Here is a 14,680-nt window from a genome sequence, read left to right as displayed (position 1 = left end):
TTCGTCTGCCCGGATGCGGCTTGAGCGGCGCACGCTTTGATTCATACACGCATGATTCATATATGCATTGGTACGCTGGTCCCAGAAACGTTGTGGGTTGCCGCGTACCGTGCCTAGGCAGGCCAATACCTGCGACCTTTAATAAGAGAGGAACGACCGTGCACAACGTCGTCATCAGCGGCACAGGCCTGTACACCCCGGCCGACAGCATCTCCAATGAAGAGCTGGTGCAGTCTTTCAATGCCTATGTCGCCCAGTTCAATCGCGACAACGCAGCAGCCATCGAGCGCGGCGAAGTCGAGGCGCTGACTGAGTCCAGCGCAGCGTTCATCGAGAAGGCGTCGGGTATCAAGAGCCGCTTTGTGATGGACAAGCAGGGCATCCTCGACCCTCAGCGTATGAAACCGAACCTGCCGGAACGCAGCAACGAGCAATGGTCGATCCTGTGCGAGATGGGCGTCGCGGCTGCCAGACAGGCGCTGGAACGAGCGGGCAAGACAGCCGCCGACATCGATGGCGTCATCGTCGCCTGTTCCAACCTGCAGCGCGCTTACCCGGCGATCTCCATCGAGATCCAGGAAGCGCTGGGCATTGCAGGCTATGGCTTTGACATGAACGTAGCCTGTTCGTCGGCTACCTTCGGCATTCAGAACGCGTGCAACAGCGTTCAGTTGGGGCAGGCCCGCGCCATTCTGGTCGTCAGCCCGGAGATCTGCACCGCGCACCTGAATTTCCGTGATCGCGACAGCCATTTCATTTTCGGTGACGGCGCTACGGCCGTGGTGGTTGAGCGTGCCGATCTGGCCACTTCGCCTTACCAGTTCGACATCGTCAGCACCCGCCTGCTGACCACGTTCTCCAACAATATCCGCAACAACTTCGGCTTCCTCAATCGCACCTCTGACGAAGGCGAGGGCGCGCCGGACAAGCTGTTCGTGCAGGAAGGCCGCAAGGTGTTCCGTGAGGTCTGCCCCATGGTGGCGGAGCTGGTTGGCGCGCACCTGGACGACAACGGTCTTAACGTCAGTGATGTGCAGCGCTTCTGGCTGCATCAGGCCAACCTGAGCATGAACCACCTGATCGTCAAGAAACTGCTGGGTCGCGATGCGACGGTTGAAGAAGCGCCGGTGATCCTCGACACCTACGCCAATACCAGTTCGGCAGGTTCGGTCATTGCGTTCCACACTTATCAGGACGACTTGCCAAAAGGCGCGTTGGGCGTGCTGAGTTCGTTCGGTGCGGGCTATTCGATTGGCAGCGTGATCCTGCGCAAACGTTAATCAGACAGGCGGCCGGCAGCTCGCCCAAGAGAGGTCGGTCTGCCGGTTGAGCGCCCTGATGCAGCACGGGCGTCGATTTACCAGCGTTTACATTCCCCCTCGATGAGTGATACTCGTCGCACGTTTACCCATTGAGGAAACCTGCATGCCGGTCCATGTCGTCGATAGCCTGAGCACCGTCGCGCCCGCCCAGTGGGATGCGCTGGTGCCGGGTAATCAGCCGTTTCTGCGCCATGCCTTCCTGACTTCACTGGAAGACAGCGGCAGCCTGGGTCCGCGCTCCGGTTGGCGTGCCGAACACATCCTGCACTACGAAAACGAACAGTTGGTTGCCGCGCTTCCGGCCTACCGCAAATGGCATTCCTACGGTGAGTACGTGTTCGACCACGCTTGGGCCGATGCTTGCCGCCGTGCGGGTATCGCGTATTACCCCAAGCTGTTGGTGGCCGTGCCGTTCAGCCCGGTCGGCGGTTCGCGCATTCTGTCTGTCACGCCGCAGGGCGCGTCGGAGCTGCTGGGTGAATTGCCGGCGTATCTGCAGAGCGAAGGTCTGTCGAGCGCGCACGTGAACTTCACCGATCCTGCTGCCGATGCGGTGCTTGAGGGCCAGCCTGGCTGGCTGTCGCGCATCGGGTGTCAGTTCCACTGGCACAACCGCGGCTATCGGGATTTTCAGGATTTTCTGGACGCGTTGAGCTCACGCAAGCGCAAGCAGATGCGCAAGGAGCGCGAGCAGGTAGCCGGGCAGGGCATCGTCTTCGAATGGCTCGAAGGACGGCAGATGAGCGAAGTGCTGTGGGATTTCGTCTACGCCTGCTATTCCAATACCTATGAGATTCGTGGGCAGGCGCCTTACCTGACCCGCGAATTCTTCAGCCTGCTGGCCGAGCGCATGCCCGAGTCGATCCGCGTAGTGATGGCGCTGCAGGGCTCACGCCCGGTGGCGATGGCCTTCAGTCTGATCGGTGATGACAGCTTTTATGGTCGTTACTGGGGGTGTCTGGCCGAATTCGACCGTCTGCACTTTGAGACCTGCTTCTATCAGGGTATGGACTACGCAATTGCCAACGGCCTGCAACGTTTCGATGCCGGAGCCCAGGGCGAGCACAAGCTGATCCGCGGCTTCGAGCCGCAGATTACCCGGTCATGGCATTACCTGATGCATCCCGGCTTGAAAGACGCCGTAAGCGAGTTTCTTGAGCAGGAGCGCGTGGGCGTGATGGCATATGCCGAAGAAGCGCGGGCAGCGTTGCCTTACCGGCAGGTTTGACATACCCCGTGGGAGGCGGCAAGACGTGTGTATGACGTCTGCAAAACGCGCAAAACGGGGCCAAAACGAAAGTACCTGACTGCATGCAAAACCCGTGGGAGGCAGCTTGCTGGCGATGGCGTCAGTTCAGTCAGCGATGTGTCGCTTCAGAAAAAGCATCGCCGGCAAGCCGCCTCCCACAGTCTGTTTGTTGCATCAAGACGTGTGTATGACGTCTGGAAAACGCGCAAAACGGGGCCATAAGGAAAGTGTCTGACTGAATGCAGTCCCCGTGGGAGGCAGCTTGCTGGCGATGGCGTCGTTTCAGCCACCGATGGGCCGCTTCAGAAAAAGCATCGCCGGCAAGCCGCCTCCCACAGTCTGTTTGTTGCATCAAGACGTGTTTATGACGTCTGGAAAACGCGCAAAACGGGGCCGCAAGGAAAGTGTTTGACTGAATGCAGTCCCCGTGGGAGGCAGCTTGCTGGCGATGGCGTCAGTTCAGTCAGTGATGTGTCGCTTCAGAAAAAGCATCGCCGGCAAGCCGCCTCCCACAGACCGTTGGTTGCAGCAAGACGTGTGCATGACGTCTGGAAAACGCGCAAAACGGGGCCAAAACGAAAGCATCTGGCTGAATGCAAACCCCGTGGGAGGCGGCTTGCCGGCGATGGCGTCCGTTCAGTCACCGGTGGGCCGCTTCAGAAAAAGCATCGCCGGCAAGCCGCCCTCCACAGTCCGTTGGCTGCAGCACGGCTTGCGTATAACCCTCAATCCACGCCCACAAACCCGCCCGTCTGGTGCTGCCACAAGCGCGCATACAGCCCGCCATGGGCCAGCAGTTCAGCATGGGTGCCGGTCTCGGCGATCTGACCTTTTTCCAGCACCACCAGCCGGTCCATGCGTGCGATGGTCGAGAGGCGGTGGGCGATGGCGATCACGGTTTTGCCTTGCATCAGGGTTTCGAGGCTTTCCTGAATCGCAGCTTCGACTTCCGAGTCCAGTGCCGAAGTAGCCTCGTCCATGATCAGGATCGGCGCGTCCTTGAGCAACACACGGGTGATCGCGATACGCTGGCGCTGGCCACCGGACAGTTTGACCCCACGCTCGCCTACGTGCGCATCGAAACCTGTGCGGCCTTCAGAATCCGACAGCAGCGGGATGAACTCGTCGGCGCGGGCCTTGCGAGTCGCTTCCCACAATTGCGCATCGGTCGCGCCCGGGTTGCCATACAGCAGGTTGTCGCGGATCGAGCGGTGCAGCAGCGACGTGTCCTGGGTGATCATGCCGATCTGCGCGCGCAGGCTTTCCTGGGTAACGTCAGAAATGTCCTGTTCGTCGATCAGAATTCTGCCGCCCTGTACGTCGTACATGCGCAACAACAGGTTGACCAGCGTTGACTTGCCCGCACCAGAAGGACCGATCAAGCCAATTTTCTCACCCGGTTTTATATCCAGGTTCAGGTTGTGAATGATCCCGTTGGCATTGCCGTAGTGAAAATCCACACCGTCGAATTTCACGCCGCCATTGGCAATCTTCAGCGGCTGCGCGTTCGGCTTGTCGTTGACCGAGACCGGTTGCGAGATGCTTTGCAGGCCATCCTGTACGGTGCCGATGTTTTCGAAAATGCCGTTCACCACCCACATGATCCAGCCCGACATGTTGACGATACGGATCACCAGGCCTGTGGCCAGCGCGATGGCGCCCACCGAAATCAGCGACTGCGTCCATAGCCACAGTGCAAGGCCTGTGGTGGTGACGATCAGAATGCCGTTCATCGTGGTGATGGTGGTGTCCATCGAGGTTACGACGCGTCCGGCCAGCTGGCTCTTCTCAGTGTGGTCACGCATGGCTTCGCGCGCGTACTGCTGCTCGAAGTTGGTGTGGGCGAACAGTTTGAGCGTGGTGATGTTGGTGTAACCATCGACGATCCGGCCCATGAGCCTGGAGCGTGCGTCGGAGGAGTCCACCGAGCGCTGCTTGACCCTCGGCACGAAGTACATCAAGGCCAGGATGAAGGCCAGAATCCAGGTGCCCAGCGGGATCATCAACCGCCAGTCGGCTTCGGCAAACAGCACCATGGCGCTGATCGCATAGATCAGTACGTGCCAGAGTGCATCCACCGACTGCACTGCCGAATCACGCAGCGAGTTGCCGGTCTGCATGATGCGCTGGGCGATGCGTCCGGCGAAGTCGTTCTGGAAGAAGTTCACGCTCTGCTTGAGCACGTAGCTGTGGTTCTGCCAGCGAATCAGGTTGGTCATGCCCGGGCTGATGGTCTGGTGCACCAGCAGGTCGTGCAGGCCGACGAAGATCGGGCGCAGCAGCAGGGTTACCACCACCATCCAGATCAGTTCCGGGCCGTGGAGGCTGAAGAAGTCCTTGGGCGCAGTGGTCTGGGCCAGGTCGATGATACGGCTGAGGTAACTGAACAGTGCGACTTCGATCAGCGCGCCGATCAATCCCACCACCAACAGCGCAGTGAACGTCGGCCATACCTGGCGCAGGTAGTAGGTGTAGAACGCGAAGACAGTGTTGGGCGGGGCGGCGGTAGGGGCGTCTTTGAAGATGTCGATCAGTTTTTCAAAACGACGATAAAGCATTGGCTATCACACCCACTTGGCGTGGGTTCTCCCTTGATAAATAAAGGCTCTCCCGTCCGTACCGCGTGAAGCCTGAGCTCCACGCAGTGCAGCTTCCTGTCAGTCGACGCGCTTGGCGGATTTGATCAGGATCGGGTCGTTTGGCACGTTCTGCATGCCTTTCTGGTTGCCGGTGTTCACGTTGACGATCTGGTCGACCACGTCCATGCCTTTGACCACCTTGCCGAACACCGCGTAACCGTAGTCGCGGACGCCGTTATCGAGCATGGCATTGTCATTGGTATTGATGAAGAACTGGCTAGTGGCCGAATTCACATCCGACGTACGCGCCATGGCGATGGTGCCACGCACGTTATGCAGCCCGTTCTGGGCTTCGTTCTTGATCGGGTCCTTGGTCTGCTTCTGAACCATTTGCGGGGTAAAACCGCCGCCCTGAACCATGAACCCCGGAATCACGCGGTGAAAAATGGTGTTGGTGTAGAAGCCGCTGTCGACATAGCTCAGGAAGTTCTGGGTGCTGATCGGTGCCTTGGCGTCGGCCAGTTCGATTTCAATCTCACCGAAGCTGGTGTTGAGCACGACGTGAGTCGGCTTGTCCTGGGCGGCCATCAGTTGGGCGGCGAACAGTACGGAGCAGGCGGCGAGGGCGATTTTTTTCAGCATGAGCAACAGGTCCTTCAATAGAGATATCGACTGTGGCCGGCAAGGTAACCACGTTTGGCTTTTTTTGCCCAGCATGATCAAGAGGTCTCGTGCGGTCGCGTTTTTCAGACCCCGGTGCTGGCGATGAATTCCAGTAACGTGCGATTGAACTGTTCAGGCTGGTCCAGAGGCGTCGCATGCCGTGAGTCCTCGATGACCACCAGCCGGGCATTGGCGATACGCTTCACATAGGCTTGCTTGAGCGAAACCTTGGTGTAGTCGTGATCGGCGGCAATGATCAGGGTCGGGCAGGTGATACGCGCCAGTTTGTGCTCCACCCCCCAGCCGACGATGGCGTCGAAGCTGGCCAGATAGGCACGCTTGTCGTTGCGACCCCAGCGCTCGGCCATCTTGCGCCGCAACTCGGCCTGCTCCGGTTTGGGAAACAGCAGCTTGCCCAGCGCCTTGCCCATGGTCTCCATGCTGACCAGGCGCGCCAGTGTCCAGCGCCTGGCCCATTGCCAGAGATCACCCGCGCTTCTGACCTTGACCTGCGGCGCGCTGTTGACGATGCACAGACTCTTGAGCAGATGCGGATGATCGACCGCCAGTTGAAAGCCGATCATCCCGCCCATCGACAGACCCACCACATGCACAGGCCCCAGTCGCAGGTGCTCGATCAGCGCCTCGACGTCTGCGCTCATGCCCGGGATGCTGTAACGCTCGTGAGGTTTGTCCGAGCGGCCATGGCCACGCATGTCCATGGCGATGACGCGGTAGTGCCGGGACAGCGCCGGGATCTGGTATTCCCAGTCCTGACAGCTGGAACCCAGACCGTGCAGCAGCAGGACCGGGTCGCCCTGACCGTACTCTTCGTAGTGCAGTGAACAGTTGTCATGCTCGAAGAACGCCATGCGCCTACTCCATGTCAGGCTTGTTGAGGGGCTGCAAAGGCCGCTGTCAGCGGCGCGGTGTCGAAGGTGCGGATCAGGTCGATCAGGATCTGGGTCGCCGGGCCCAGCGGTTTGTCTTTACTGGAGTAAAGATAGAACGAAGGATTGCGACTGCCACCCCGGTCCAGCGGCAATACCTTGAGCACGCCCTCCTTGAGCTCGCGCTCGATCAGGTGCCTGGGTAGCCAGGCGAAGCCCAGGCCACTGCTGACAAAGGTCGCCGCCGTGGCAAGGCTGCTGACGGTCCAGCGCTGTTCCGCGCCCAGCCAGCCCACGTCACGAGGTTGCTGGCGGCCTGAATCACGAATCACCACCTGCAGCTGACTTTCCAGGTCCTGAAAGGTCAGTTCGCGATTGGCTTGATGCAACGAGTGTTCGGGGTGAGCGACGGCCACGAACTCGACGGCGCTCATCTCGGCACCCAGATAGCCAGGGATACTCAGCCCGCTGATGGCCAGGTCTGCCACGCCCTCCAGCAGCACTTCCTCGACACCGGACAGCACTTCTTCGCGCAAACGAACCCGGCAGCCGCGGCTCTGGGGAATGAACGCCGTCAGCGCGCGCACCAGGCGTGCAGACGGGTAGGCCGCATCGATCACCAGACGCACCTCGGCTTCCCATCCCTGTTCCATGTGGTGGGCGAGGTCTTCAAGCTGGCTGGCCTGCTTGACGAGCTGGCGGGAGCGACGCAGCAGCACGCCGCCCGCTTCGGTCAACACCGCCTTGCGACCATCGATACGCAGCAGCGGAACACCGAGTTGATCCTGCATACGGGCCACGGTGTAGCTGACCGATGACTGTGAGCGGTGCAAGGCCTCTGCGGCCTGGGCAAAGCCGCCGTGATCGACCACCGCCTGCAAGGTGCGCCATTGATCGAGCGTCACGCGGGGCGCTTTCATGCTGTAATTCCTCTTCTCTTTGCTATCTGTTGTTCTACTCTGACAATCCCGTTCTGGAGACTGCCCAATGAAACGAATGTGCTGTGTGTTGCTGGCCTTGTTGCCGTTGACGGCCGTTGCCTACCCCATCGAAGTGGAAAAGCAGTATCAGGGCGTCAAGATCGATTACGTGACTCACGATGTCGATCAAGATATCGGCTCCATCGCGGTGAGCAACTTCGGAGACGTGGACGCCAAGTGCGCGGTGGTATTCGCCAACGGTCCCGAGGCACCCCGCACCCGGCGTGTTCAGGTCGCCGCCGGCAAGAGCGTGAACGTTACGGCCAGGTTTACCCGCAGCATCATCAAGCTGCGTATCAAACTGGATTGCCAGCCTGCATGAGTTCAGTGAGGGTAGAGCGCTGCCCTGCATAAAACAAATTCTTAGATGGATTGAAGCAGGTTTTTGCGCTTTTTCATCGATAGGGTCACGTCTAGCCTGTGCTCCATAGAACACATCTACCTTGTTCAATGGAGCTCCGCCATGTCCCGCGTACTCGTCATCGAAAGCAGTGCCCGCCAACAGGATTCAGTCTCGCGTCAGTTGACGCAGCAGTTCCTCAGCCAGTGGCAGGCCTCACATCCGAATGATGAAATCACCGTGCGCGATCTGGCGATCGACCCGGTGCCGCATCTGGATGCCACCTTGTTGGGTGGCTGGATGAAGCCCGCCGAACAGCGCAGTGAGAGCGAACAGGCTGCGCTGGATCGCTCCAATACCCTGACCGATGAGGTGATTGCCGCTGATGTGCTGGTGCTTGCTGCGCCGATGTACAACTTCGCGATCCCCAGCACTCTCAAGTCCTGGTTCGACCATGTGCTGCGCGCTGGCGTGACCTTCAAGTACACCGAAACCGGTCCGCAAGGTCTGCTGACAGGCAAGCGCGCTTTTGTACTCACCGCTCGCGGTGGTATCTACGCCGGTAGCAGCCTGGATCATCAGGAGCCCTACGTGCGTCAGGTGCTCGGTTTCATTGGCATCCACGACATCACATTCATTCATGCCGAGGGCCTGAACATGGGCGGCGATTTTGTGGAAAAAGGCATGAATCAGGCGCTGGCGAAACTGGCTCAGGTGGCCTGACCCGTTTTCGTGAGCCTGCTCGTGCCTATCAAACACAATACGACTTGCTCAATAGAAGTGGTTTTTGTGGGAGCGAGCTTGCTCGCGAAAGCCATGGTTCGGACGCTGCTGTTTCAGCGGATGGACCGGCCTATTCGTGAGCAAGCTCACTCCCACGGGGATTTGTGCGGAGCACGGGTACGAACTTCGTGGGGGCGAGCTTGCTCGCGAAGGTGTAGGCAGATTCATTGTCCTGGATCAGGCCCCTGAACAAGCGGGCCTTTGCACCCATCAGACGATGATGTCCGACGCCTGAAGGCCCTGAACCCCAGTCAGCTGGATTTCGAAGTCTGCGTCGATATCGTCGTCGATGTTGCCGTACAGCACGCCATCGGCGAAACGAAGCTCGCCGGTGTTGTTGGCGCTGAACGCCGCGTTGCCGATAAATACGAAGGCATCCCTTGCATCGGTCGATGCGCGAGCGTCAATGGCGGAGAAGTCCAGGGTGTCGCCCTCTGCCGCCTTGAAGCCCTTGATGATGTCACGCAGGTCGCCCAGCCCCATCTCGGTGGTCGCGGTGAACGCGTAGCGGTCGGCACCTGTGCCGCCGATCAACGTGTCGGTGGCTGCGCCCCCGGTCAGCACATCGTCGCCTGCGCCGCCGGACAAGGTGTCGTCGCCGTCGCCGCCTTGCAGGATATTCGCGTTCTTGTTGCCGGTCAGCGCATCGGCAAACCGGCTGCCGGTCAGGTTTTCCGTGAACTTGAGGGTGTCCAGCCCCGACCCGCCAGTGGCTTGCTGTGCGCTGGTGTTCAACGCCACCGTGACCCCCGCGCTGGCAAACAGGTAGGACACCGTGTCGTTGCCATCGCGGCCATCGAGCACGTTGTCGCCAGCGCTGGCATACAGCACGTTATCCAGCGTGTTGCCGATGGCGTTGGCCGCGCCGCTGCCGGTCATCACAAGGTTTTCCAGATGCGCGCCCAGGGTGTAGCTCGACAAGGCGCTGTACACCGTGTCCGTGCCACCGGTGCGCGCATCGGCATGGGTCTCGACCACGCGATCGGCGGCGTCGTCCACGTAATAACTGTCTGATCCGTCGCCGCCGGTGAGCAAGTCAACGCCAGCGCCGCCGTCCAGAACGTTGTTGGAGGCATTGCCGGTGATCACGTTCTTTAGCGCGTTGCCGGTGCCGTTGATGGCCGAAATGCCGGTGAGCATCAGGTTCTCTGTGTTCGCTGCCAGCGTCCAGGTGACCGATGCCAGCACGGTGTCGATTTGCGACGGCGAGTCGTTGCTCTCGGTCACGGTGTCCAGCGCGTTGTCGACCACGTAAATGTCGTTGCCGTCGCCGCCCGTCATGTCATCCACGCCCTGATCGCCATCGAGCCGGTCATTGCCGGTCCCGCCCACCAGCGTGTCGTCATCGGCGGTGCCAAAGATGTTGCCACCCTCGTTCTGGCCACCGTCGGCGATATCGGCCGGGTCGTTGTTATCGCTGGCATCGCCTCTGAAACCCTTGTCGTCGGCGATGAAGTCGGCCAGTCGTTGGCCCACGATCTCTGCGGATTCTTCATGCAGGTGCCAGACGTCGTCGGGATAGACCAGTGGATTGACTTCATAACGCAAGGGCAGGTCGGTGTAGTCCACGGCCAGCTTGACGTCGGTGCGCTCGCTGGCGATGGCTTCCTGGGCGCTTCGCACATAACCGGCACCTTCAACGATGGCCTCGATCTTTTCATCGGTGTAGCCGCGCGCCTTGGCAGCGTGGGTCTGGTAGTGACCGGTTTCTATCAGGTACACCGTGAAGTCGCCGATCTGCGCGTGCAGGTAATCGAATACTTTCAGGGTCGAGGCCTTGTAGAGATCAGCGGCGGCCTGTTTATCAGTGGCGCGTGCAATCTCCTGCGCGGCTTCCTCGCCCTGACCCCAGATGATGCCCGTGGTCACCTTGTCGATGGCGTTCAACGACGCCAGTTGCGTCTTGAGCAACTCGGTGGCGCGCAGCAATGCCGGGCCCGGCTGGTCGGTGTCGGTCAGCCACCAGGACACTCGCTGTTCGTTGAGGCTGCGGGTCGAATAACCCACCACCGTGCTGCCCCCTACGGCCAGGTCAATGCCATCACCGTTGGCATCGGTGAACTGGCTGCGCACGTCGTAATCGGTGTACTTGGTCAGGTCCTTGACCATCTCCGAGGTCCCGGACTGGTTGTCGTCTTCGGTCATGCGCAGCAGTCGGGCGTTGGATTGGCCCAGCGTCGGCAGGTAGAGAATCTCCTGCGGCGCGCGCTGACCCAATACAAAGTCTGCGTCCGTCAGGGTATCGAGCAGATTGCCGTTCAGCGCGATTTCGAAGCGGTTGCCGTCGGCGTCAGGTGTGGCTGACTTGATGTAGGTTTTGTCACCTGTTTCGTTGAGCGTCATGTACAGCGTGTGGTTTTCACCGTTGCCCAGGCCCAGAAAGCCCAGTGCGGAGACGTCGATTCTGTCCTGGCCGGGTGTGAAGTCGTAGATCGTGTCGGTGGCCGTCAAGCCGCCTGCGTCATAGTCGCGGTAACTGTCGGCGAGGGTGCTGTAGATGAACGTGTCGTCGCCATCACCGCCGTACAGCGCATCGCGACCCAGTCCGCCATTGATGACGTCGGCACCCGTATCGCCGCGCAGTGTGTCGTCACCGCCCAGCCCCAGGATCGTGTCATTGCCTTCGGTGCCGTACAGCGACTCGGCGTTGTCGGTGCCGGTCAGGATCCCCGGTGTGACGTTGCCCACGTTAATGGCGAAGCTGTCTGTCACGGATGCGCCGGTCGCGTCACTGGCAGTCAGTAATACCGAGTAAAGGCCCGCTGCTGTTCCGCCCGGTGTGCCGCTGAAGGTCAGCGTCTTGCTGTCGAACTTCAGCCAGTCGGGCAGGGCGCGGTTGTCGGCCAGGGTAGCGCTATAGGTCAGCGTGTCGCTGTCCGGGTCGCTGAAACTGCCCGGCTGCACCCCATAGGAAAACGCTTCCCGCTCGCTGACGCTTTGGTCCATCAATGGCGTGTTGAGCGTCGGGGCCTGATTGGCCGAGGACGCGGTGGAAAAGATGAAATTGGAGGCGCTCAACGTGTCGAGCAGATTGCCTTGCAGGGCGATCTCGAAGCGATTGCCGGTGGTGTCGACTGCCTCGGTCTTGATGTAGGTCTTGGTGCTGTCACCGTTCAAAGACAGGTAGACAGTCTGCCCACTGCCATCGCCCAGCCCGCGCACGCCGATGCCAGAGAGGTCGATGCGGTCTTCGGTCACGTTGAAGTCCGTGAGGGTGTCGCTCTGTTTGGGACTGCTGGCGTTGTAATTGCGGTAGCTGTCCAGTCGCGAGGTGTAGATGAATACGTCAGCCCCGGCTCCACCGGTCAGTGTGTCGGCATCGGCTCCGCCCGTGATCGTGTCGGCTCCGGCGCCGCCATCGATACGGTCCGCGCCTGCATTGCCGTTGATCACATCGTTGCTGCCGGTGCCGGTCAACGTATCGCCACCTGACGTCCCCTCGATCACGCGCTGGAAGAGGAAGTGGCTGGCGTTCAGCGTGTCCTTCAGGTTGCCGCTCAGGCCAAGTTCGAACCGGTTGCCATTGGCGTCGGCGTCGAGTGACTTGATGTAGGTGCGATCCGTGGAGGCGTTGTAGCTGATGTTCAGTGTTCCGTTCTTGCCGCTGCCCAGGCCGCTGAAGCCCAGGTTCGCCAGGTCGATACGGTCCTGGCTGACGTCGAAATCGGTCAGCAGATCGACCGAACTGCTGCTGGCGGTGCGATAGCTGTCGGTTGGTGAATCGAAGCGCAAGGTGTCCGCGCCCGCGCCACCGCTGAGTTTGTCGGCCCCGGCCCCGCCGACGAGGATGTCATCGCCCGCGCCGCCGTTGAGGGTATCCTTGCCGTCCAGGCCGAAGATCAGTTCGTTTGCCGCGCCGCCATTGAGGGTGTCGTTGGCCGCTGTGCCTTGTACGGTGACCAGTGGGAAATCATCGCCCGCGAAGCTGCCATCGCCATAGATCAGCGTCAGGCCTTTGCTGGTGTGGCTGATCGTATTGCCCACCACGCTGTTGCGGTCCGTGCCGTCTTCATTGCGTTCGGCAACGCCATAGGTGGACTGATCGCTGCCGGTGATCAGGTTGCCACGGATCAGGTTGTCGCTGCCGTTGAAGTACTTGCCGGATACGCCCGACCTGTCGTCGTAGGACTGGATGATGATCTCCGGCACTGCCGCGCCGAGGGCGTTGTTGGTCAAGGTGTTGTCGACGATGTCCACCCCGGAACTGCCATAGATGCGCACGCCCGCGCTGGCGTTGTCGTGGATGTTTACGCCGCTGACCGAGACCTGGCTGGACAGCTTGATCAGTACGCCTTCGGCTCCGTTGTCGTAGACCGCGCCGCCAGTGATGGTGATGTTGGCGGGCGACGCAATGTTCTCGCTGCCACGCTGCACGACGATGCCGGTGCTGCCGTTGCCGTACGACACGTTGTTGCTCAGGGTGAAGTCGTGGGTGCTGGTCACCACGTTGAAACCGTGCCGGTCGTTGTTAAACGCCACGTTGTTTTCGAACACGCTGTCGCTCAGATAGTCGGCGACGAAACCGTCCAGGCCGTTACCGTGGGACACGCTGTTCTTGATCACCATGTTCACGGTCTGCTCGTGCGGATCGAAACCGTATCCCGAGCAATCCTTGATCTCGACACGGTCGAGCGTGACGTTGGAGTCCTTGCCGGTCGATCCCGGAATGTAGCCGTTGAACCAGCCATCCACCTTGCCGGTGGTGGCGTCACGGTTGCCATCCAGGGTCAGGTTGTTCATGCCAAAGTCGTGGGTTTCCTCGCCATAGGCCGAACGGACGATCCCCGTGATCTTGGTATCGGAGCCGTCCGCCAGTTTGAGGGTGGTCTCGCCCATGCCTGCGCCAGACAAGGTGACGTTGCTTTTCAGCATCAGGCAACCATCGGAAGGTTCTTCGCCACCCGAGACGATATACGTCCCTGCGGCCATCACCACCTCGCCGCCACCGGCTGCTGCTGCCGCATCGATAGCGGCCTGAAGTGCTGCTGTATCGTCCGTGATGCCGTCGCCCAAAGCTCCATAGTCTTTTGCATTGAATATCATGGGGTTACTCCGGGCGACGAAGATTTTAGGTAATGAAGTCAACATTGCAGCGCCCGGAGATGAGACCCTTGATATAAGAAAAGTTGCGCGATAATTGCTATATTTTCGGCGAAATAGCAGTTATATGCGTCAATAGAGTGGCCGTCGTATTTATGGCGGGCACTAGGTGGTGCGCCGACAGGATGGCGTCAAAAACCAGGTACGGCTGCTATTGTTCAACTCGTCGAATTCAACTTCAGGAGCATCCATGTTCGAAGAAGGCCGCTGGCTCAATGAACCCGGGCGATGGGAGGTCTGCAGCGACCGCCTCAGCATCACGACAGACGCTGCGACCGATTTCTGGCAGCAGACCCATTACGGCTTCTGCCGCGACAGCGGTCATTTTCTCGGCGTGCCCGTCAACGGCGCTTTTACGGCTCAAGTCCACGTCCAAGGCAACTTCAAGACGCTGTACGACCAGGCGGGGCTGATGGTTCGTGTCGACGAGCGTAACTGGATGAAAACCGGCGTCGAAGTCAGCGATGGCGCGCTTATGCTGGGCAGCGTGCTGACCCGTGATCAGTCTGACTGGGCCACCGGGTCGTTCGATGAGTCTGCGTCGGGGCTTTGGCTGCGTGTGACAGTGGCCGAGGGGGTGATGCGGATTCAGCACTCAGTGGACGGCGTGCGCTGGCCGCTGTTGCGACTGGCACCCTTCCCGATGGGTGAGTGTCAGGTCGGACCGATGTGCTGCAGCCCGGAGCGCGGGAGGCTGGAGGTGGTGTTTTCCAGGTTTGAAGTGGGGCCTGCGCTGGGCAAGGAACTGCATGATTTGACGTAAGTAGAGGTCAA

The 14,680-nt window shown here is 60.2% G+C and carries 10 protein-coding genes; 5 read left to right on the top strand and 5 right to left on the bottom strand.

What is annotated here, in order from left to right:
* Window positions 1-158: 158 nt before the first annotated feature.
* Window positions 159-1,280, top strand: coding sequence for a beta-ketoacyl-ACP synthase III (locus tag H8S56_RS07805; RefSeq protein ID WP_024688511.1), 1,122 nt, complete (start codon window positions 159-161; stop codon window positions 1,278-1,280).
* A 145-nt stretch (window positions 1,281-1,425) separates the two neighbouring features.
* Window positions 1,426-2,550 (top strand): GNAT family N-acetyltransferase, encoded by a 1,125-nt coding sequence (locus tag H8S56_RS07800; protein WP_024688510.1) that lies wholly within the window; start codon window positions 1,426-1,428, stop codon window positions 2,548-2,550.
* Window positions 2,551-3,296: 746 nt separating this feature from the next.
* On the opposite strand, the gene H8S56_RS07795 is transcribed toward H8S56_RS07800, so the two are convergent.
* The 4 genes from H8S56_RS07795 to H8S56_RS07780 all read right to left on the bottom strand — a co-directional run bounded on the left by H8S56_RS07795 (window position 3,297) and on the right by H8S56_RS07780 (window position 7,623).
* The gene (locus tag H8S56_RS07795) at window positions 3,297-5,129 is read right to left on the bottom strand and encodes an ABC transporter ATP-binding protein (protein WP_024687613.1); all 1,833 of its coding nucleotides are present in this window, start codon (window positions 5,127-5,129) and stop codon (window positions 3,297-3,299) included.
* Window positions 5,130-5,228: 99 nt separating this feature from the next.
* Window positions 5,229-5,792, bottom strand: a complete 564-nt coding sequence (locus H8S56_RS07790) for a peptidylprolyl isomerase (protein WP_024687612.1) — start codon at window positions 5,790-5,792, stop codon at window positions 5,229-5,231.
* A gap of 104 nt (window positions 5,793-5,896) precedes the next feature.
* Window positions 5,897-6,685, bottom strand: a complete 789-nt coding sequence (locus H8S56_RS07785; protein WP_187518315.1) for an alpha/beta fold hydrolase — start codon at window positions 6,683-6,685, stop codon at window positions 5,897-5,899.
* 14 nt (window positions 6,686-6,699) lie between these two features.
* On the bottom strand, window positions 6,700-7,623 hold the full coding sequence (locus tag H8S56_RS07780) for a LysR family transcriptional regulator (protein WP_024687610.1): 924 nt from the start codon (window positions 7,621-7,623) through the stop codon (window positions 6,700-6,702).
* A 67-nt stretch (window positions 7,624-7,690) separates the two neighbouring features.
* Between H8S56_RS07780 and H8S56_RS07775 the strand changes: the two genes are divergently transcribed.
* Together H8S56_RS07775 and H8S56_RS07770 are read left to right on the top strand one after the other, a co-directional pair.
* Complete coding sequence (locus tag H8S56_RS07775) at window positions 7,691-8,005, top strand: hypothetical protein (RefSeq protein WP_024687609.1); 315 nt, start codon at window positions 7,691-7,693, stop codon at window positions 8,003-8,005.
* A 141-nt stretch (window positions 8,006-8,146) separates the two neighbouring features.
* A complete protein-coding gene (locus H8S56_RS07770; RefSeq protein WP_187518314.1) occupies window positions 8,147-8,746 on the top strand; it encodes an FMN-dependent NADH-azoreductase in 600 nt (199 codons plus the stop codon).
* A gap of 270 nt (window positions 8,747-9,016) precedes the next feature.
* On the opposite strand, the gene H8S56_RS07765 is transcribed toward H8S56_RS07770, so the two are convergent.
* Complete coding sequence (locus H8S56_RS07765; RefSeq protein WP_187518313.1) at window positions 9,017-13,849, bottom strand: M10 family metallopeptidase C-terminal domain-containing protein; 4,833 nt, start codon at window positions 13,847-13,849, stop codon at window positions 9,017-9,019.
* A 247-nt stretch (window positions 13,850-14,096) separates the two neighbouring features.
* Here H8S56_RS07765 and H8S56_RS07760 point away from each other — a divergent pair, with 247 nt between their 5' ends.
* Window positions 14,097-14,669: a DUF1349 domain-containing protein gene (locus tag H8S56_RS07760; protein ID WP_187518312.1), complete on the top strand. Its 573-nt coding sequence runs from the start codon at window positions 14,097-14,099 to the stop codon at window positions 14,667-14,669.
* The last annotated feature ends 11 nt before the right edge of the window (window positions 14,670-14,680 follow it).

The organism is Pseudomonas triticifolii, from assembly GCF_014358015.1.
Taxonomy (GTDB): Bacteria; Pseudomonadota; Gammaproteobacteria; order Pseudomonadales; family Pseudomonadaceae; genus Aquipseudomonas; species Aquipseudomonas triticifolii.
Note: the sequence above shows the minus strand (reverse complement) of the source record. Positions and strands in the feature narration are given on the sequence as shown.